A 19,679-nucleotide genomic window follows, 5' to 3' on the forward strand; every position below is an offset into this window, starting at 1 on the left:
AGACCGGGCTTTTGCAGGCGGAGGAGTCGGCTTAGAAGGAGGTGCCGAGTTCCAGGGCTGCACCGACATCGGCGCTGCTGTACAGGGCGCCGATATCCACGCGAACACCAATGATGTTCAGGCCGAGACCTGCGGTGAACTGAGTGTCTTCCTCGATGCCATCATTGTCATCGTTGCTGGCCAGGTTGTGGCGAACACCGGCACGCAGCTGGGCGTAACGCCAGGCGTCGAATTCGGCGCCCAGGGCCAGCCACTGGGTATCGTCTTCATAACCAAAGGCTTCTTTCTTGGTCAGGTCCAGTTCGGCAGTTACCACGTGGTAGTCGCTCTTGTGGGCGATGCCGGCGGTGACCATGGGGTTGAGTTCGAGGGTGTGTTTTTCTTCCATCTTAACTGGATTGGAGCTGACCGCAGAGTCCAATTCCATGGGGATCAGGTTCTTAACCACGACGCCGGCGTTCCACTGGTTTTCAGCGCCGAAGGCATAAGCAGCACCGATGTCCAGGTTGAAGCCGCTTTTGTCGGTTTCATACTCATCACCATCGAATTCATCATCCTCAAAGCCCGAGACGGTTTCGGTGTATTGGAAGGTGCGAAGCTGTACATACTTCGGTGAAACGCCAAGCTGCAGCGCGTTAGTATTATTCAATTCGAAAGTTTTGGCGAAGCTGATGCCTGCCTCGACTACGGCAGATGCAAGGATTCGGCCCCGGGACTGCAGATTGTCCTCAAGGTTTACGGAATCAACCGCTGAGGGGTCGAGCGCTGCAATCCCTTCAAGGATGACTCGGTCACGCTCATCAAACTCACCACGAACGGTGGCAGTGAGGTTGCCTGCGGTAAAGAAGCCTACCGAAATGGAGTTGGTCGGGATGGCAAAGCCCAGCCCCAGGCCCACGTTGGCACGCATAGTGTCGCGGTCAAATGCTTCCAGCCGGTCAATCAGTTCCCGAGCGTTCGCCTGAGCTTCTGTCGGGTTGCTGGATTTAAAGTCTTCAAAGCCGTCGATCAGGTCCTGAATATCGTCAACCTGATCAATCACCTCTTCCTCATCGGCCGCCCGCGCATTCACCGATGGCAACATCAGGCCGAAATCGTCTGCCCAGTCATGCTGTTCAGCAGCCATCATGGCCGGGTTGGCGCTCGGCGCGGCGGATGGATGGGCAACGGCAACACCGGTGCCGCCCATGGCAAAGGAGCGGGCAGACATAAAGGCTTGTGGGCTTGCCAGTGCAGATGTGGTGGCAACAGACAGGCCAATGGCCAGGGACAGTTTGCTGAGGCGGTTTGCTTTCATGGGCAGTCCTGAGTTGGTTTTATTGCATGAACAAATCATTAAGTGTTTGAAAGGTTAGACCAGTTTATTTCGTGACACAGCGCACAACCGGTAACGGTTTGTTCTGTATGTGTAAATAAAGGCAGCTTTTTGCCGCTGGCATGGGCATGGAGTTGCGATGAACAATCGAAACCTTCGAAAGATCATTTGGTTGTGGAATCTGGCGTGATTCTTTCATGGTTCTGGTGAAAGTGTTTTCCGGAGACAAGATAATGACGTTGCGCTGGATCCTTGTTCCTGTTCTGGCTTTTGCCGTGGCCGCCTGCGCGCCGGTGGGCAGTTACCGGAGCGATCAGGCCAGGACTGAAACCTTTGAGCCCATTACGGTCCGGGTCAGTGGTTTTGGTACCTATGAGAATGTTCAGGCCGACCGGGTAAATACCCGTAAGCGCTTACTGGCTCGACGGGCTTCACAGCTGGACGCCTACCGGAACCTGGCCGAGCGGGTCTACGGTACCGTGATCTACGGCAGTTCCACGGTGAATGACTTCGTGTTGCAGAACGACAGTTTCCGCACCTATGTGGACAGCTACATTCGCGGCGCCCGGATGGTGGCGGTGAATGAGCATAGCGATGGCGTGGTGGAAACCGTGATGGAGCTGCGCCTGGAGCCGAGGTTCCGGGAGTGTGTGGCGAAGGTGGCGGACGATCAGGTGCAGGATGTCTGTGCCATTCCCATGCCCAGGCGGAATGATCGTGTAGGGGATGTTGAGGCCCGTCGCACAGATTCACTGTACTACCTGGATTAGGTCTGTTGATGAACGCCGTGATTGAACCGGTATCGATCCGGTGGGTTAGATTGCCATGATGAGATCAATGCTTTTGTTCTGGATGCTGAGTCTGTGCGCCGGGTTTGCCCATGGCGCGGTCCTCGAAGGCGTGGGGCACGCCAATATCCGGGAGAATAATCTGGATCAGGCCCGCACCGAGGCGCGCCAGGCGGCGATGCGAGATCTGGCCCTGCAATATCAGGCCAGGGTCAGCACCCGGGACACCATGGAGAACGGTCAGCTTGTGGGCTCTCATACCGAGCTGTCGGCCATGGCCCAGGTTCGCAATGCCACGATCGTGGATGAGTACCGAAGTGGCAATCTGCTGAGGGTGATTGTCCGGGCAGAGATGTCGGATGCCAAAGGCAAGGCTGGCAGCTGCAAGGCGGGGCAGGCATCCGGTTTGCGTAAACGGGTGGCGGTAACCGCGTTCCCGATCACCCGTCCGGAGCAGGGTGGCGGTGCGGCCCTGGATGACGCCGGCGAACAATTGCCGCGGGAGCTGGTGGCTCGCTTGCAACAACAGGGGCAATTGCAGGTGCTGGGGGCGACATCGTTACAGCTGTTCAGCAACCTGCCGGATGCGCCCACGTCTCAGAAAAACCCGGCCAGCAATCAGCTGACGAATGTGGTTCAGCTGGCCCGGGAACTGGGGGCGCAGTTTGTGGTGGCAGGTGTGATTCGGGATATTGGCCTGGCTGACCCCGGTGCCTGGGGCAGCTCAATTCTGGATCGCATGCAGCGCGGTATCGGAATGGTTGACACCTCGCGCCGGTTTGAGGCCGAAGTGATGGTGTTTGATGGCTTCAGCGGTTCCCCGGTCTTCCGGCAGCGGTTTGAAACCTCGGCACGGTGGCAGCCGGATGGCAGTGGTACCGGAGGTTTTGCCTCGGCGGGCTTTGAAGGTTCCGAGTGGGGGCAGGCGGTTGAAGGTGTCATTACCGAGATGACCGCCGCCGTCAACAATGCTCTGGCCTGTCAGCCATTCATGGCCCGGATAACCCGTGTGGATGGCAACCGGGTGACACTCGCTTCCGGCGCAACGGCGGGGCTACGCCCGGGGGATGAGCTCAATCTGTACCGCAGTCAGCGCTACTTTGATTCATTGGACGGTACGCCCGAACTGTCAGATACCGGAGTGACGCTGACACTGGACAACGTGCATCCGGATTTCAGTAACGGGCGAATCCCCACGGAAGGTGGCCTGATCAACGTTCAGCGCGATGACCTGGCCATTATCTGGTAAGTCTCAGGCGGCCTCGGCCGCCGCAATATCCCGGATCTTGCCGACCATGGCCCGCAGGCCGTTGCCCCGGGTGGGAGAGATATGGCGGAACAGATCCAGCTGCTCGAACAGCTCATCGATATCGGTGGCCAGCAGCTCTCGCGGCGTCTTGCCGTTCAGAGCCACCAGAATGATAGCGGCCAGGCCGCGCACAATCATGGCATCGGAATCGATCAGCAGGAACAGTTTGCCGCTGTCCTCATCGTACAAGTGAATCAGCCACACCTGACTCTGGCAGCCATGCACGTAGTTTTCTTCAACCCGCTCATCATCGGGAAAACCTGGCAGCTGTTTGCCCAGGTCGATGATGTAGGCGTAGCGTTCTTCCCAGTCGTCCAGAAACTCAAATGCATCCAGAACGTCTTCAAGGGTGGTGTCTTTGCCCAGGGGGTTGTTCAGAAATTGTTCCTTGCTGGCGGTCATAGCATTCCCAGTTCGAGTTTGGCTTCGTCGGTGAGCATATCGTTGTTCCAGGGCGGATCAAAGGTCAGCTCAACGGTTACCTTGTCCACATTGGGGACATGCTCCACCTTTCGCTTCACATCGTCGGTGATCACCGGGCCCATGCCGCAGCCAGCCGCGGTCAGGGTCATTTTGATGTAAACGTGGTTGCCGTCCTCTGTGCCGTTTTCAATCCGGCATTCGTAAATCAGGCCCAGGTTGACTACGTCCACCGGGATTTCCGGGTCGTAGCAGTTACGCAGCGCTTCCCATACCTGGTTTTCGTTGATGGTGCCGTCTTCCGGGGTCTCGAAGCTGCTTTCCAGCGGCTGCTTGCCCAGGGCATCGGCGTCGTGGCCTTCAATGCGGGCAAGATTGCCGTTGACCGCCACGGTGAAGCTGCCGCCGAGGGACTGGGTAATGGTCACAAAGGTGTCGGACGGAATCATGATTTCCGTGCCGGCAGGTACCAGGCGGGCTTCCACTTCGCGTTTGGTCAGGACGACTTCGCGTTCTTGCATGTTTGATCAGTCCTATCTCTGTGCTTTACGCCACCGTGAAGCTTTCACCGCAGCCGCATTCAGCGGTGGCGTTGGGATTGCGGAAGCGGAACAGGGAGTTCACACCCTCGGTGACAAAGTCGATTTCGATGCCGTTCACCAGTGGCAGGTGTTCCTGTTTTACGAACACATCCACGCCGTCGATGGTAAAAATACGATCATCGGATTCCGGTGTTTCTACCCACTGGGTTTCATACTTGAAGCCGGAGCAGCCGCTCTTTTTGATGGCCAGGCGAATGCCTTTGGCTTCCGGTTTCTTGTCCAGTTGTTTGCGAACGTGTTTGACCGCGGTTGGGGTCATGGTCACGTTCACATCGCTTGGGGTGAAGACTTCAGCTGTCATGTTTCCACCTCCTCAGGCAAACAGGCGCTGGATCTTTTGCAGGCCGGTAAACAGTTTCTCGACCTCCTCCAGCGTATTGTAGAACGCAAACGAAGCCCGGGCTGTACCGGGTACTCCGTAGAAATCCATCAATGGCATGGCGCAATGGTGGCCGGTGCGGATGGCGATACCTTGCTGGTCCAGCAGGGTGCCAATGTCGCTCGGATGCAGGCCGGCAATCTTGAACGACATCACCGGTACTTTCTGCGTCGCGGTGCCGATGATCTCCATGCCTGGCACGGTTTCGACCAGTTCATTGGCCCGGCGCAGCAAGGCATTCTCGGCCGCTTCCATGGCCTTTCTGTCCAGAGAGTTCAGATAGTCGATAGCGGCACCCAGGCCCACCGCTTCGGCAATAGCCGGGGTACCGGCCTCGAATTTGTAGGGCAGCACATTCCAGGTAGTGCGCTCGAACGAGACCCGCTCAATCATTTCGCCACCGCCCTGGTAAGGTGGCATTTCTTCCAGCAGTTCGGCGCGGCCATAAAGCACGCCAATGCCCGTGGGCCCGAACAGCTTGTGGGAAGAGAATGCATAGAAATCACAGCCCAGAGCCTGAACGTCCGGCTGGAAGTGGGGCACCGCCTGGGCGCCGTCCACCAGGGTCAGTACACCTTGTTTTTTCGCCTGTTCGATCAGGGGCGCAATCGGGTTGACGGTGCCCAGCACGTTGGACACGTGGGTGATCGCCAGCACCCGGGTGCGCTCATTCAGCAGGCTGTTGAACGAATCCAGGTCCAGCTCGCCTTGCGGTGTCACCTGAATGGGCACAACCCTGGCACCGGTGCGCTCGGCCACCATCTGCCAGGGCACAATGTTGGCGTGGTGTTCCATGTGGCTGACCAGAATCTCATCGCCGGCTTTCAGGCGTGGGGCCAGGCCGTTGGCCACCAGGTTGATGGCTTCGGTGGTGCCGCGGGTCCAGATGATTTCTCGGGTGCTGGACGCGTTCAGAAACTGGCGCACGGTTTCCCGGGCGCCTTCAAACGCAGCCGTCGCACGATCACCCAGAGTGTGGGCGCCACGGTGCACATTGGAGTGCATCTCGCGGTAATAGCGATCCATGGCATCCAGCACGGCCTGTGGCTTCTGCGCCGACGCGCCATTGTCCAGATACACCAGCGGCTTCCCGTTGATCTCCTGATTGAGAATCGGGAAGTCACGGCGAATGGCTTGCACATCAAACACCATTGACTGGGTGTTGTTTGCCATGGACAGATCAGTCATGCCCCTCAGGCCTCCTGAAAGGTTTGCTCAAAGAAATCACTTAACCGCGCCTGGGCGGTTTCACGCACGGCTTCCACTGGAATCTGTTGCACCAGTTCGTTAATGAACGCCATGGTGAGCAGAACATTGGCCTGCCGGCGGCCGATCCCGCGCGATACCAGGTAGAACACGGAGGTCTCGTCCAGCTGACCGATGGTGGCGCCGTGCGCACACTTCACATCGTCGGCGTAGATTTCCAGTTCCGGTTTGGTGTCAATCTCTGCTCCGTTGGACAGCAGCAGGTTCTTGTTGTTCATATCCGCATTGGACTTCTGGGCGTCCTGGTGGATATGAATCCGGCCGTTGAACACGGCATGGGACTGGTCGGCTGCAATATTGCGATAGGTCTCTTCGCTGTTGCAGTGGGCCGCGACATGGTCAATAGACGTGTGGTTGTCGTAGTGCTGTTTGCCCTGGGTAACCACCACGCCATTGAGCTTGGTTTCCGCCCCTTCGCCTTCAAGCCGCACCTGCAGATCGTGCCGGCGCAGGGGGCCACCAAAACCAACGCAATGGCTCTCGAAGCGCGAGCTGCGTTGTTGCAGTACCCCGGTAGCGCCAATGTGCTGAACATTCTCGCCTTCCATGTTCAGGCGGATGCTGGTGACGTTGGCGCCATCGGCCAGATTGAATTCGGTTACTGTGCTGACCAAGGCGGATGCTTCACCACTGGAGGTGTACTCCTCTACCAGGGTCAGCTGGCTGTTGGCGCCGGCTTCCACGTAGATACGTGGATAGGCGGAGCCGCTGGCGTCAGCGCTGGTTTCATGGATGATGAACAACGGCTGATCCAGCACCGCGCCGGGTTTCAGGCGAATGAACAGGCCATCTTCGAAGCGCGCCCCGTTCAGGCGGGCGAATTGGACCTGATCGTGATTCAGGGTGCTGCCCAGCTTTGCAGACAGGGCTTCAGCTTCGTCGTTAGCCAGATCGTTGAAGCTCAGGATCTCGATACCGTCGAGATCCGGATACTCGCTGGCTTCAGGAATCATCACGCCGTTGATGAAAACCACTTTGTAACCGGGCACAGCGAGACTATTGCCGGTCTTGCCTTCGGCCGGCAGGGAAATGGCCATATCGTCGGCCAGCTTCAGGTACTTGCTGGAGTACTTCCAGTTCTCGGTCTTGCGAGTGGGCAGCGGCATATCCACCAGCGCGCTGGCCCGCTCCTTGCGCAGCGCCAGCAACGGCTCCGGCAGGGTTTCCCCGGCCGGGTGCAGGAAGGCGCTGGAAAGCATGGGTACAGATTTCATTCCACGGCCTCCTGATCAGTTGCTGGTGTCGTCGTCTTTGATGCCCAGCCAGCCGTAACCTTTTTCTTCCAGTTCCAGGGCCAGTTCACGACCGCCGGACTTGATGATCTTGCCACCAGCCAGTACGTGCACATAATCCGGAACAATGTGGTTCAGCAAACGCTGGTAGTGAGTGACCATCAGAATGGCGCGGTCTTCCGAGCGCAGAGCATTCACGCCGTCCGAAACCACTTTCAGGGCGTCGATGTCCAGGCCGGAATCGGTTTCGTCCAGAATGGCCAGTTTCGGCTGAAGCAGCAGGGCCTGCATGATCTCGTTACGTTTTTTCTCGCCACCGGAGAAGCCTTCGTTCACGCCGCGTTTCAGGAAGGCCGGGTCCAGATCTACCTGCTTGGAAACTTCCTTGGCCAGTTTCATGAACTCGGCCGCATTCATCTCGTCTTCGCCCTTGTGCTTGCGCATGGCGTTAACGGCGGTGCGCAGGAACTGCAGGTTGCTCACGCCCGGGATTTCCACCGGGTACTGGAAGGCCAGGAAGATGCCTTCGCGGGCGCGTTCTTCGGTTTCCAGATCCAGGAGGTTGTCACCGTTCAGGGTGACTTCGCCCTCGGTGACTTCAAATGCGTCGTTGCCTGCCAGAACCTGTGACAGGGTACTCTTACCGGAACCGTTCGGGCCCATGATGGCGTGAACTTCCCCGGCCTTGATCTCCAGGTTAATGCCCTTGAGGATTTCTTTGCCCTCAACGGAGGCGTGCAGGTTTTTGATACTCAGCATTTGTAGATGTCTCTCTATATCCTGAATTTCGATCTATAAATTCGTACCCTTCGATGCCCCAATAACGTTCGGGACAGCGAGCGGGGGAGCTTTCCGGGATCGTCAAAATCAGGGATGATTTTGTCGAGCGTACAGGGATGTATTTACAGCGTATCCCGGAAAGCTCCCCCGCTCGCTGGCCTCCTCCGAGGCCAGCGGGGCATAGCGTTTAACCAACGGACCCTTCAAGGCTCACTTCCAGTAGCTTGCCAGCCTCAACCGCAAACTCCATCGGCAGCTCCTTGAACACCTCTTTACAGAAGCCGTTGACAATCATGGACACCGCCTGCTCAGGGTCGATGCCGCGTTGACGGCACAGGAACATCTGCTCGTCGCTGACCTTGGAAGTGGTCGCCTCGTGTTCCACGATGGCCGACTTGTTCTTGCTCTCGATGTACGGGAAGGTGTGCGCGCCGCAGCGGTCGCCGATCAGCAGCGAATCACACTGGGTAAAGTTACGCGCGCCCTCTGCGCCCGGGCCGAATTTCACCAGGCCGCGGTAGGCGTTGGAGCTCTTGCCGGCGGAAATACCCTTGGAGATGATGGTGCTGCGGGTATTCTTGCCCAGGTGGATCATCTTGGTGCCGGTATCGGCCTGCTGGTAATTATGCGTCAGCGCGACAGAGTAGAACTCGCCAACGCTGTTCTCACCGCGCAGTACACAGCTAGGATACTTCCAGGTGACGGCAGAGCCGGTTTCCACCTGGGTCCAGGAAATCTTGGAGTTCTTGCCGATGCAGGCGCCGCGCTTGGTCACAAAGTTATAGATGCCACCCTTGCCGTTTTCGTCGCCCGGGTACCAGTTCTGTACGGTGGAATATTTGATCTGGGCATCGTCCAATGCCACCAGTTCAACCACAGCCGCGTGCAGCTGGTTCTCGTCGCGCATCGGTGCGGTACAGCCTTCCAGGTAGCTTACGTAGCTGCCTTCGTCGGCGATAATCAGGGTACGCTCGAACTGGCCGGTGTTGGCGGCGTTGATGCGGAAGTAGGTGGACAGCTCCATAGGGCAGCGCACACCCTTGGGTACGTACACAAAGGTGCCGTCAGAAAACACCGCCGAATTCAGGCCCGCAAAGAAGTTGTCGCCGTGGGGAACCACGGTGCCCAGGTATTTCTGGACCAGCTCGGGGTAGTCACGAACGGCTTCGGAAATCGAACAGAAGATTACGCCGGCTTTGGCCAGAGGCTCTTTGAAGGTGGTGGCTACGGAAACCGAGTCAAATACTGCGTCCACGGCAACGCCGGCCAGTTTTTCGCGCTCGTGCAGGGGAATGCCCAGCTTTTCGTAGGTTTTCAGCAGCTCCGGATCCACTTCATCCAGGCTTTGTGGCATATCCTCTTTGCGCTTGGGCGCGGAATAATAGGAAATCGAGTTGTAGTCGACTTTCGGGTAGCCGACATGAGCCCAGTTCGGCTCTTCCATTTCCAGCCAGCGACGATAGGCTTTGAGGCGCCATTCCAGCATCCATTCCGGCTCTTTCTTTATGGCGGAAAGGCGGGCAATGACGTCTTCGTTCAGGCCGGGTTCGAACGTGTCGGCTTCGATTTCAGTCACGAAACCGTGTTCGTATTCCCGTTTGATCAGCTCTTTCACCTCGTTGTCGGTGGTCGCCATGATCGTCGCTCCGTAATTCTCTCATCCAGGGCTTGCGCCCTTTGTGTCATCGGCAGCCCCTATTGGGCTGGCGGATGGGTGTATTCGATTTGCTGTTGTCGCAGTGGTCGCTCTCTCCGTGAGTACGCCCTGCAATCGGTTTTTGGATGACGGGAGGGGCTGCTGGCCGGTTTCCCGTTGCTTCTGGCGAGCGATTATACAATACCAGAGTAAAATAGTCAGGTATTAAATCGGTTGTGTAGGGATTATACCTTAATCGGCCTTTGGGGCACTAAGGGGGGCGTACAGATCGCCCACTCGAGTTTAACGGCCGGCGTTTTCGGGAAAAATCTTGGTCAGATAGGTGAAGTCCAGTTTTTCCGGCACGTTCGCGGGTTTAGGAATTTTGACGATGTGGCCGCTGCCTGGTGCGCACTCCATGGCCTCGCCGTGGCGGTTTTCCATCGTGTTGGCAGAGAATCGCAGGTTGCCGGCCGGGGTGATGAGCTCCAGCTGGTCGCCGGGGGCAAATTTATTTTTTACGTCGATGGTGAGCCACCGGTCATCCGCGTCGGCAATGGTGCCTACCACCTGCTGGGTGCCGAGATACGAGGAGCCCTGTTCGTAGGTCTGGTATTCCTGGGGCACGTGCCGGCGCAGGAAGCCTTCGGTGTAGCCGCGGTTCGAGAGGGCTTCGAGTTCGTCCATCATGTGCATGTCGAAGGGTTTGCCGGCGAGAGCGTCGTCGATGGCTTTCCGGTATACCTGGGTGGTGCGGGCTACATAGTAGGTGCTTTTGGTGCGACCTTCGATTTTCAGAGAGTGAACGCCCATCTTGACCAGTTCCGCTACGTGCTGGACGGCGCGCAGGTCTTTGGAGTTCATGATGTAGGTGCCGTGTTCGTCTTCGTAGGCCGGGATGAAGCCGCCGGGGCGATTGGGTTCTTCCAGCAGGATTTCTTTGGGCTCGCAGGTTTCCACCGCATCTGCAGAGGTGGCGATCAGATCGCCGGTCTGGTCATGGCTGTGCTGGACTTCTTTATAGTTCCAGCGGCAGGCGTTGGTGCAGGCGCCCTGGTTGGCGTCTCGATGGTTCATGTAGCCAGACAGCAAGCAGCGGCCGGAGTAGGCCATGCACAGGGCGCCGTGTACAAACACTTCCAGTTCCATCGCGGGGACTTTTTCGCGGATTTCGCGGATTTCCTCCAGGCCCAGTTCCCGGGACAGGATCACTCGGCTGATGCCCTGGCGGCGCCAGAATTCCACGGTGGCCCAGTTGACCGCGTTGGCCTGAACCGACAGGTGGATGGGCTGATCCGGCCATTTCTCCCTTACCAGCATGATGAGGCCGGGGTCAGACATGATCAGGGCGTCGGGTTTCTGTTCAATGACCGGCTCCAGGTCTCTCAGGTAGCTGCGCACTTTATTGTTATGGGGTGCAATGTTGGAGACCAGATAGAACTGTTTTCCCAGTTCGTGTGCTCGTTCAATGCCGGCGCCCAGGGCTGCAACGTCTTTGAAACTGTTGTTCCTTACTCTCAGCGAATATCTCGGCTGGCCGGCATAGACGGCATCTGCGCCATAGGCGAAGGCGGTTTCTAGATGTTCGGGGGTGCCGGCGGGAGCAAGCAGTTCCGGGGTGGTCATGGTGTCTCCGGGTATCAACTGAAAAGCGGATGGATGCAGGTAGGGCATTCTGAAAGCGGGCATTGTGCCGCAAATAATCCGGTGCGCCATTGATCTTGCTCAAAGGTCGTATTGATTGATTTCGGCTAACATGTGTACGCTGATGGAGTTGGCAGTTTGGGCCAGGACGATAGGCAGGAGGAACCAGCATGGCATCAGAGCCATTAAGGCCTGAAAATTCAAAGCGTTCGCTGAGTATGAGGGTCAGCAAGCTGATCCGGATTCAGTTGGAGCGAGGGAAAGTAGGTGTCGAGACGGTGGCCGGGCAGTTGAATATGAGCCGGTATACGTTGCACAAGAAGTTGCGCCAGGAGGGGCTGACGTTTGCGGCTCTGCTGGAGCAGGTTCGTCGGGAGCAGGCGATCACCTATATGAAAGATAAATCCAAGCCGCTGGTGGAAATTGCCGAGCAGCTCGGATTTTCGGAATTGAGCGCCTTCAGCCGGGCGTTCAAGCGTTGGATGGGAACGCCGCCGGCTGAATACCGCTCGCTTCGCTTGTCCTGATCAGACTTTCTTGAAGATCAGGGTGGCGTTGGTGCCGCCAAAGCCGAAGCTGTTGCTCATTACCAGGTTCAGATTCTGGTTGTCCATGCGTTCACGCACGATCGGGTAGCCTTCGGCGCCTTCGTCCAGGGTCTGGATGTTGGCGGACGGGGCAATAAAGCTCTCCCGCTGCATGATCAGGCTGTAAATGGCCTCATGTACGCCCGCGGCACCCAGTGCGTGGCCACACAGGGGTTTGGTGGAGCTCAGTGGCGGGATCTTGTCGCCAAAGGTTTCCTTGAGCGCTTTCAGTTCGGTTACATCACCGGCCGGCGTGCTGGTGCCGTGGGTGTTGATGTAATTGATCTCGCCGTCGATGTTGGCCATAGCCTGCTTCATGCATCGAATGGCGCCTTCACCGCTGGGTGCAACCATGTCAGCGCCGTCGGAGGTGGCGCCAAATCCGACCAGTTCCGCCAGGATGGTGGCACCGCGGGCTTCCGCGTGTTCCAGGGATTCCAGTATCAGCGTACCGCCGCCACCGGAAATCACGAAACCGTCACGGTCGGCGTCATAGGTGCGCGAGGCCTGTTCCGGCGTGTCGTTGTACTTGGTTGACAATGCGCCCATGGCGTCGAACATCAGGCTCAGGGTCCAGTGGATGTCTTCCCCGCCGCCGGCCAGCATGACGTCCTGGCGGCCGAGGGCGATCTGATCGGCAGCGTGGCCGATGCAGTGGGCGCTGGTGGCGCAGGCAGAAGTGATGCCGTAGTTGATGCCGGTAATGCCAAAGGCGGTGGTGATGGATGCGTTGATGGCGCTACCCATGGTGCGGGGTACCCGGTACGGGCCCACCCGGCGAAGGCCTTTGTCGCGGTGAGTGTCGATGGCGTCCAGCAGTTCGACGGTGGATGCGCCACCTGTACCAAATACGGCGCCGGTGGTATTTGCACGCAGCTGCTCGTCGGTCAGGCCGGCCTGCTCAATGGCCTCTTTGGCGGCCAGGTAGCAATAGCCGGCGGCAGGGCTCATAAAGCGCCAGATCTTGCGGTCGATCAGTTCTGACAGGTTCAGGTCGATCTTGCCGGCGACGTGGCTGCGCAGGCCTTTGTCCCGGGCTTCTTCGCTGAAAGCAATGCCAGAGCGCGATTCGCGAAGTGACTGGGCCACTTCTTTCTGGTTGGTTCCAAGGCTGGAGACGATCCCCATGCCGGTAACTACAACGCGACGCATTGTGCTAACTCCTAAAAGTCATCAGTCGATGTGAACAGGCCGACCCGAAGGTCTTTGGCGGTGTAGATTTCCCGCCCGTCCACTTCCATACGGGCATCCGCGATGGCCATGGTCAGTTTGCGGCGAATCAACCGCTTGATATCCAGATAGTAGGTGACCTTTTTGTTCTCCGGCAAAACCTGTCCGAAAAACTTCACCTCTCCGGCCCCCAGAGCACGCCCCTTGCCTTCACCGCCACTCCAGGCCAGGAAGAAGCCGACCAGCTGCCACATGGCATCCAGGCCGAGGCAGCCGGGCATTACCGGGTCGCCCTCAAAATGCACTTTGAAAAACCAGAGATCCGGGTTGATATCCAGTTCGGCCACCAGGCTGCCTTTGCCATATTCGCCGTCATCGGCTCCGATGTGGGTAATACGGTCGACCATCAGCATTTCGTCGATGGGCAGGCGCATGGCGCCCGGGAACAGCTGGCCGTGGCCGCAGCGGATCAGGTCTTCTTTGTCAAAGTGATCAGGATACATGTTGCCTGTGTCTCTGTTGCAAAATGATTTCTTCTACTTTAGCGCCTGTTCTGGGAACGGCTATTGACCTTTAGTGGATGATTGCCGCCCAGAAGTTCCCCGGACCCGCAGCCAGAGCCGGTTGATGGTCATCAAGGCCAAGTTTTGTCCGGTTTGATACTTTCGTCGAATCTGTGAAGTTCGCCATATTTGGGAGGGCCTATGTCTGCAGATGAGGAATTCATCGATGGACAAATCCGGTTCGAGGCGGGCCGGGTATTGGTACACCTGGAACGGTTGCTGGAACATCCTCCGGAGGCTGTCTGGAATATGCTGACCGATTCGGTGCATTTGGCCAACTGGTTGGCTGCCGGGTCTCTGGAGGCTCGTGAAGGTGGCCGGGTTCAGCTGGATTTTGGCAACAGTGGCATGCCCATCGACTGTACCATTACCGCCTGCCGGCCTCACCGGCTGTTGTCCTACTCCTGGAGTTCCGGAGATGCCCCTGAGCGGCCGCTGACCTGGGAATTACTGCGGGAAGGAGTCTGTACCCGGCTTTGCCTGACGCTGTCGTTGCCGGACGATGAGGTGGTGCCTATTGCCTGCGCCGGTTGGGATGCCCATCTGGAAATGCTGATGGCAGCACTGGAGGGCATCAGCATTCACTTTCCGGCAGCCCGGTTCCGTGCGGCCCGATCCCATTTTGAAAAGCTGCTGAAAGAGAAAATGGCGGCCTGAAGTCCTGCCGCCGAAAACAGAAAGGCCGGCTCGGTTACGCCCCGAGCCGGCCTTTTCGTATCTGGCACTGGATCAGCCTTCGCGCCCGTCTGGCCGGGGGCTGGCCAGAATGCCGGTGTAACGCACCAGGAACAGGCCATAGGCCAGCATCCACAGCAGGGTGCTGGTGCCAATGCCGGGGTGCCAGGGAATCAGGTTGAAGGCGGTCAATACCCGAATAACCGCAGCGAGCTGGATGGCCACGAACGCCAGGACCATGCCCTTTGGCAGCACCAGCGGGCGGCCGGTGTGGCCCAGTGACACGCGAGCAATCACGCCCAGAATCAGGCAGGCGATGGCGCCGGTACCGGCGGCATGGCTCCAGGCATTGGTTGGCCATCCGGCCACCAAAGAGCCTGCCAGCAGAATCAGTGCAACCGGCACCCAGAGAATGGACAGGTGCAGAATCCAGAGCAAGGGATCTTTGCGCACCAGCCAGCCTTTCCAGTTATACAGGCGCACCAGCATCAACGATGCAGCAACCACCGCAATGACGGCGGTGACGGTTTGCCAGCCCGTCACCAGGGATGCCATCAGCAGGATCATGGAGAACAGTGCCGCCATATCCAGTGCCGGAATCATCCTGACTGCCTCGGCATTGCCGCCACGCTGGCGAAGCCATCCGGCTGAGAACGCAGGGGTAATCCGGCCTCCGATGATGCTGATCAGCGCCATGGCCATGATCAGTGCTCCGTAGCTGAACGCCATATTCAGGCGGGTAACAAAGCCGATCTGCATCAGCCAGAGCAGCCCGAGGACAAGCAGAATCATCAGCTGCCGCTTCTGGCGGGCTTTCCACACTCGCCAGCCGGCATCGATCATCACCAGGGGCAGGAACGCCAGATTTACGCCCTGTACCAGCCAGTCCGGCAGGTTGCCACCAAAGGCCAGCAACAGGCGACCGGCCAGCCAAACGCTCCAGAGACCTGCAAGCAGTGCACCGTGGGTTCGGTTGGTCTGGGTCCAGACGCACACGGCGGTGAGCAGAAAGCCTGCGATGGCGGCAGACAAAAATCCGAACAGCATTTCATGCTGGTGCCAGAACAGGGCGGGCAGGGCCAGTGGCAGTTGAACCACGCCGGTGACTTCCAGGACCCATACCGGGATGGCAACAATGGCCAGTACCGTCATGGAAAGGAAAAAAATCCGGAAAGGATAGGAAAAGAGTTGGCTGAGGCTGGCAGACGCCCGTTCAGGGGAAGTCGGTATGGCCTGCATAGATGTCTCCCATATACATGTATTCTGGGTATATGTTAAACCTTCGCGCCTGTATTAACCATACCTGCTTGGGGGTAGTTTGCGTACAATGGCCGCAACCCGTTTGTTAACAAAGGAACTTCCATGACGTCGTACATTATCCTGAAGCACCTGCACATGACCACCGCCTACCTAACCATCACGCTGTTTGCCCTGCGGCTACTGCTTGATGCGGTCGGGCGACCAGGCTGGCGCCAGACGCCGCTACGGTTCATTCCCCACATCAATGACACCATCCTTCTGGTCGCGGCCATTGCGCTGGTGTTTGTGGCCGGTTATGCCTCTGCCATGCCCGGTTGGCTGATCACCAAGATCGTGTTGTTGTTCGGTTACATCATTGCCGGGGTGTTTGCGCTGAAAACCACTGTGGGCAAGCCCGCACGCATTGTGGCGGCGGTACTTGCCCTGGTGCAGGTGACGGCTATTTTCCATCTGGCCATGGCCAAGCCATTCTGAATCAGCGTTTCTCGCTGACCTGCTTCGTCAGTTCCTGCAGCTGTTCCTGTACAGCCCGGAGCTGACGGGCAATCTCATCCCGCTCATCGTGGGCCTTCTGGGCCTGTTTGGCGTTTTGCTCCTCGCTCATTACCTCCAGTATCGCCCCGATCATCATGTTCAGGAACACAAAGGCCGTCAGGAAGATAAAGGTCAGGTAGTACAACCAGCTCATGGGATAGTCTTCCATGGTGGCATACATCACGTCGGTCCAGTCCTCAAAGGTGGCAACCCGGAACAGTGTGAGCATGGCGATGGCGACATCGCCCCAGAGTGTTTCGTCAACGCTGGCGAAGAACATGGAGCCCATGGCAGCGTAGATGTAGAAGATGATGAACATCAGCAGGGCAATGTAGCCCATGCGCGGAATAGCTTTCAGTAACGAGTTGATCAGAAAGCGCAGCTCGGGCACCACTGATACCAGTCGAAGCACCCGGAATACGCGCAGTAACCGGCCCAGCAATACCGCCTCGGAATTGTCCAGAGGGATCAGGCTGCCGATCACCACGATGGTGTCGAACAGGTTCCAGCCATCCATGAGAAAGCGGCGTTTGAGTGGGCAGGCGGCGAACCGGAACAGGATTTCCACCAGAAAGAACAGGGTGATGGCGTTGTCCATCACCGACAGGCTCTGTTCCACCAATGGTGGCAGATCATAGGTTTTGGCGCCGATGGTCAGGGCAGACAGAATGATGATGGCGATAACAACAGTCTGGAACACCTTGCTCGATTCAATGCGCTTGAGCTGGGCAAAGCTGCTGGCGGGATTCATGTCCATGGACATCTCGACGGCTCCGGGAGAATTGAAACGCGGCAATTCTAAAGCTACGGAGCCGGTGGTGGTAGGCCTGTGATCTGAGTTTAATCGACCAGGTGGAGGATTTGCTGCCACTCGGCATCGCTGACCGGCATGACCGAGAGTCGGCTGCCTCTGCGTACCAGAGCCAGTTCACTGAGCTCTGGCATGGCTTTGAGTGAGTCCAGGGGGATCAACGCCGGCAATTTCCGTTCAAACTGCAGGTCGACCGCTTGCCAGCGAGGTTTTTCTGCGGTGCTTTTCGGGTCGTAGTAGGGAGACTCCGGGTTGAACTGGCTTGGGTCCGGGTAGGCGGATTTCACTACGCGAACAATACCGGCAATGCCTATGCGCTTGCAGCTGGAGTGATAGATAAAGACGAGATCTCCCTCCTGCATCTGCGCCAGGAAGTTGCGGGCCTGGTAATTGCGCACACCATCCCAGGGAATAACACCCTCAGGCTGACGGGCAAAATCATCAATGCCGCATTCAGAGGGTTCGGTTTTAACCAGCCATTTTGCCACCAGCGGGACTCCACTCGATCATTGTTGGGCCAGTATACAAAAAAGCCCCGCAGGCGGGGCATAAAGCACGAAACGGTGGCCGGGGCATTTACCCGTGTTGGTCGGAGTTCCGCATGGCGGCATCTGCTACCGGATGACGGTTCATGGGATAGAACAGCTGCGGGGAGGCCAGTTCCGGCAGATCGGTCTGCTCGGTCTGGGCCGCCCATTCCACCCGTTCCGCTTTGCGGATGGCGTAGTGCATCCAGGCCAGGGCTGCTGCCACAATGGCGAACATCAGCATGAAGCAGCTTTGCCAGATGCCGGTTATGTCGTTCAGCACACCAAAGGTGAGTGGCAGGATGAAACCACCGATGCCCCCGATCATTCCTACCACGCCGCCGACGGCCCCCACATGCATCGGGTAGTACACCGGAATGTGTTTGTAGACGGCCGCCTTACCGAGCGACATGAAAAAACCGAGGATAAAGGTGAGCACCACGAACATGGGCAGGCTCATGGCCAGCGTGAAATTGATATCTCCCTCGATGCCATGCACCACATAGCGGGTGGGCGGATAACTGAGTAGGAAGGTACAGACTACCGAGGCAATGAATGTCCAGTACATCACTCGTCGGGCGCCGAAGCGGTCCGACAGCCAGCCCCCGAGGACGCGGAACAGGGATGCCGGGATGGTATAGAGCGCGGCGATCATGCCGGCGGTTTTGATGTCCAGGCCATAAACGCCGATCAGGTAATGGGGAAGCCAGAGCGCCAGGGCAACAAAGGCGCCGAACACAAAAAAATAGTACAGGGCAAAGCGCCACACCCGAAGTTCCCGGAGCGCCATCTGTTCGGCAAACGATTTCTGTTCGGCGCTGCGGCGTTGTTCGGCCAGCGGGTCGGTTTTTGCCAGTAACAGGAAGGCAATGCCCATGATGGCCAGCACCGTGGCGTATATCTGCGCGGTTTTCTCCCAGCCGAAGGCCACCAACAGAAACGGGGCGCCGAAGTTGGTCACGGCAGAACCGACGTTGCCGGCGCCGAAAATCCCCAGTGCGGTGCCCTGTTTAGCCGGTTCAAACCAGGCTGCGGTATAGGCCACCCCGACTATGAAAGCGCCGCCCGCCAGGCCCACTCCGAGGGCCCCGACCAGCATCATGGCGTAGGTCGTAGCAAAGGTCAGCAGGTAAACACAGGCCGCGGTGGTCAGCATCAGGATGCCGAACACCCAGCGCCCGCCATAACGGTCGGTCCAGATGCCCAGGAATAAACGGCTGATGGAGCCGGTAAGAATCGGCGTGGCCATCAGCAATCCCAGCTGGGTGTCGGACAGCGCCAGCTCTTCACTGATGCGAATGCCGATGATGGAAAAGATGGTCCAGACGGCAAAACACAGGGTGAAGGCGAAGGTCGAAAGGCCCAGCGCCCGATATTGCTGAGCTTTGGCGGGCATGCTCGTCACGGTCTCTCCTGGCCGGAAAATACTCCTCTGAAACCATACCAAAAAGCCGAATTTTCGGGCCGGCGCATTGGAGGTACCTCCTGCTGGGTGCAAAGGGGGTAGGTCAATGGTCACTATCCCGGGAAAGGTGATATTCCGGGGCTTTCTCTGGTGGGGTACGTGGGTTCAGGCTTGATCAAGATCAATTATGGCGGCTGGGTGCTATGGGGTAATGCTGACCGATATCAACTCGAATGCCTCCGTCTTGGGGGTGTGATACCGGGAGAGCCACATGAACATCATGATTGCCTACGACGGTTCCCGAAACGCGAAACTGGCGCTGGCCCAGACCATCACCATGTTTCGGCGGCTGGAGCCAAAAATCACGCTGGTTGCGGTGGCAGAAAACCCACGCGACATCACCTCCGGCAATGAAGACCTGTTTCAGGAAGAAGTTGGCGAGCTGAAACAGCATCTGAAAGAAGCTCTGGAACTGTGCGAAAGCGAGCAGGTGAGTGCCGAGAGCCTGATGCTGGAAGGCGACGCCCGCAAGAGCCTGCTGTTCGCCGCCGAGAAAAAGGTACGGCCAGACATGCTGGTCATCGCCCGCCACAGTCATGAGCCTGACGGCGGCTTCATTGCCCGATCATTGACCTATTTCGTGGACGAACTGGATTACATGACGTTTGGCAGCGTCAGCTCCTTCCTGGCTCGCCGGATCCAGTGCCCACTTCTGATTCTGCCCAGCCTTTGATGGCCGGGATTACCTGTTTCCATTGTCTTAGCCCCGGGAGGCT

Annotated in this window: 21 protein-coding genes; 6 read left to right on the forward strand and 15 right to left on the reverse strand. The window is 58.0% G+C overall.

Features of this window, described 5'->3' with window-relative positions:
- Positions 1–31 precede the first annotated feature (31 nt).
- The gene (gene traF / locus QPL98_RS10245) at positions 32–1,297 is read right to left on the reverse strand and encodes a conjugal transfer protein TraF (protein WP_303293201.1); all 1,266 of its coding nucleotides are present in this window, start codon (positions 1,295–1,297) and stop codon (positions 32–34) included.
- Positions 1,298–1,548: 251 nt separating this feature from the next.
- Here traF and QPL98_RS10250 point away from each other — a divergent pair, with 251 nt between their 5' ends.
- Together QPL98_RS10250 and QPL98_RS10255 are read left to right on the forward strand one after the other, a co-directional pair.
- Positions 1,549–2,085 (forward strand): LPP20 family lipoprotein, encoded by a 537-nt coding sequence (locus QPL98_RS10250; protein WP_222533923.1) that lies wholly within the window; start codon positions 1,549–1,551, stop codon positions 2,083–2,085.
- 55 nt (positions 2,086–2,140) lie between these two features.
- A complete protein-coding gene (locus QPL98_RS10255) occupies positions 2,141–3,352 on the forward strand; it encodes a flagellar assembly protein T N-terminal domain-containing protein (protein WP_303293202.1) in 1,212 nt (403 codons plus the stop codon).
- A 3-nt stretch (positions 3,353–3,355) separates the two neighbouring features.
- On the opposite strand, the gene QPL98_RS10260 is transcribed toward QPL98_RS10255, so the two are convergent.
- From QPL98_RS10260 to yegQ, 8 genes are all read right to left on the reverse strand, one after another.
- Positions 3,356–3,814, reverse strand: a complete 459-nt coding sequence (locus tag QPL98_RS10260; protein WP_011786599.1) for a SufE family protein — start codon at positions 3,812–3,814, stop codon at positions 3,356–3,358.
- Positions 3,811–4,353 (reverse strand): putative Fe-S cluster assembly protein SufT, encoded by a 543-nt coding sequence (gene sufT / locus QPL98_RS10265; protein ID WP_022990808.1) that lies wholly within the window; start codon positions 4,351–4,353, stop codon positions 3,811–3,813. The genes QPL98_RS10260 and sufT overlap by 4 nt, the downstream gene beginning before the upstream one ends.
- A gap of 25 nt (positions 4,354–4,378) precedes the next feature.
- Positions 4,379–4,735, reverse strand: coding sequence for an iron-sulfur cluster assembly accessory protein (locus QPL98_RS10270; RefSeq protein WP_011786597.1), 357 nt, complete (start codon positions 4,733–4,735; stop codon positions 4,379–4,381).
- 12 nt (positions 4,736–4,747) lie between these two features.
- Positions 4,748–6,001: an aminotransferase class V-fold PLP-dependent enzyme gene (locus tag QPL98_RS10275; RefSeq protein ID WP_222448756.1), complete on the reverse strand. Its 1,254-nt coding sequence runs from the start codon at positions 5,999–6,001 to the stop codon at positions 4,748–4,750.
- 5 nt (positions 6,002–6,006) lie between these two features.
- Positions 6,007–7,293 carry a Fe-S cluster assembly protein SufD gene (sufD, locus tag QPL98_RS10280; protein WP_303293203.1) on the reverse strand — a complete coding sequence of 429 codons (1,287 nt, stop codon included), beginning with the start codon at positions 7,291–7,293 and terminating at the stop codon, positions 6,007–6,009.
- Between the two features lie 15 nt (positions 7,294–7,308).
- Positions 7,309–8,070, reverse strand: coding sequence for a Fe-S cluster assembly ATPase SufC (gene sufC, locus QPL98_RS10285; RefSeq protein ID WP_222533918.1), 762 nt, complete (start codon positions 8,068–8,070; stop codon positions 7,309–7,311).
- A gap of 208 nt (positions 8,071–8,278) precedes the next feature.
- Positions 8,279–9,727 (reverse strand): Fe-S cluster assembly protein SufB, encoded by a 1,449-nt coding sequence (sufB, locus tag QPL98_RS10290; protein ID WP_011786593.1) that lies wholly within the window; start codon positions 9,725–9,727, stop codon positions 8,279–8,281.
- A gap of 303 nt (positions 9,728–10,030) precedes the next feature.
- On the reverse strand, positions 10,031–11,353 hold the full coding sequence (yegQ, locus tag QPL98_RS10295) for a tRNA 5-hydroxyuridine modification protein YegQ (protein ID WP_199452503.1): 1,323 nt from the start codon (positions 11,351–11,353) through the stop codon (positions 10,031–10,033).
- Positions 11,354–11,541: 188 nt separating this feature from the next.
- On the opposite strand from yegQ, the gene QPL98_RS10300 reads away from it, so the two are divergent.
- On the forward strand, positions 11,542–11,898 hold the full coding sequence (locus tag QPL98_RS10300) for an AraC family transcriptional regulator (protein WP_023008621.1): 357 nt from the start codon (positions 11,542–11,544) through the stop codon (positions 11,896–11,898).
- On the opposite strand, the gene fabB is transcribed toward QPL98_RS10300, so the two are convergent.
- Positions 11,899–13,110 (reverse strand): beta-ketoacyl-ACP synthase I, encoded by a 1,212-nt coding sequence (fabB, locus tag QPL98_RS10305; RefSeq protein ID WP_272999078.1) that lies wholly within the window; start codon positions 13,108–13,110, stop codon positions 11,899–11,901.
- An 11-nt stretch (positions 13,111–13,121) separates the two neighbouring features.
- A complete protein-coding gene (gene fabA / locus QPL98_RS10310) occupies positions 13,122–13,631 on the reverse strand; it encodes a bifunctional 3-hydroxydecanoyl-ACP dehydratase/trans-2-decenoyl-ACP isomerase (protein ID WP_011786589.1) in 510 nt (169 codons plus the stop codon).
- A 201-nt stretch (positions 13,632–13,832) separates the two neighbouring features.
- On the opposite strand from fabA, the gene QPL98_RS10315 reads away from it, so the two are divergent.
- Positions 13,833–14,348 (forward strand): SRPBCC family protein, encoded by a 516-nt coding sequence (locus QPL98_RS10315; protein ID WP_199452502.1) that lies wholly within the window; start codon positions 13,833–13,835, stop codon positions 14,346–14,348.
- A 72-nt stretch (positions 14,349–14,420) separates the two neighbouring features.
- On the opposite strand, the gene QPL98_RS10320 is transcribed toward QPL98_RS10315, so the two are convergent.
- Positions 14,421–15,605, reverse strand: coding sequence for an NnrS family protein (locus tag QPL98_RS10320; RefSeq protein ID WP_011786587.1), 1,185 nt, complete (start codon positions 15,603–15,605; stop codon positions 14,421–14,423).
- 123 nt (positions 15,606–15,728) lie between these two features.
- Here QPL98_RS10320 and QPL98_RS10325 point away from each other — a divergent pair, with 123 nt between their 5' ends.
- Positions 15,729–16,100, forward strand: a complete 372-nt coding sequence (locus QPL98_RS10325) for a SirB2 family protein (RefSeq protein WP_199452501.1) — start codon at positions 15,729–15,731, stop codon at positions 16,098–16,100.
- Between the two features lies 1 nt (position 16,101).
- Here the strand turns inward: QPL98_RS10325 and QPL98_RS10330 are convergent, their stop codons facing one another.
- From QPL98_RS10330 to QPL98_RS10340, 3 genes are all read right to left on the reverse strand, one after another.
- Complete coding sequence (locus QPL98_RS10330; protein ID WP_014422504.1) at positions 16,102–16,923, reverse strand: ion transporter; 822 nt, start codon at positions 16,921–16,923, stop codon at positions 16,102–16,104.
- A gap of 77 nt (positions 16,924–17,000) precedes the next feature.
- Positions 17,001–17,459: an EVE domain-containing protein gene (locus tag QPL98_RS10335; protein ID WP_011786584.1), complete on the reverse strand. Its 459-nt coding sequence runs from the start codon at positions 17,457–17,459 to the stop codon at positions 17,001–17,003.
- A gap of 88 nt (positions 17,460–17,547) precedes the next feature.
- Positions 17,548–18,894, reverse strand: a complete 1,347-nt coding sequence (locus tag QPL98_RS10340; RefSeq protein ID WP_303293262.1) for a nitrate/nitrite transporter — start codon at positions 18,892–18,894, stop codon at positions 17,548–17,550.
- Positions 18,895–19,174: 280 nt separating this feature from the next.
- On the opposite strand from QPL98_RS10340, the gene QPL98_RS10345 reads away from it, so the two are divergent.
- Positions 19,175–19,636, forward strand: coding sequence for a universal stress protein (locus tag QPL98_RS10345; protein WP_199452499.1), 462 nt, complete (start codon positions 19,175–19,177; stop codon positions 19,634–19,636).
- The last annotated feature ends 43 nt before the right edge of the window (positions 19,637–19,679 follow it).

Origin of the sequence: Marinobacter sp. ST-43, from assembly GCF_030541085.1 — a bacterium.
In the GTDB taxonomy this organism is placed as follows: domain Bacteria; phylum Pseudomonadota; class Gammaproteobacteria; order Pseudomonadales; family Oleiphilaceae; genus Marinobacter; species Marinobacter nauticus.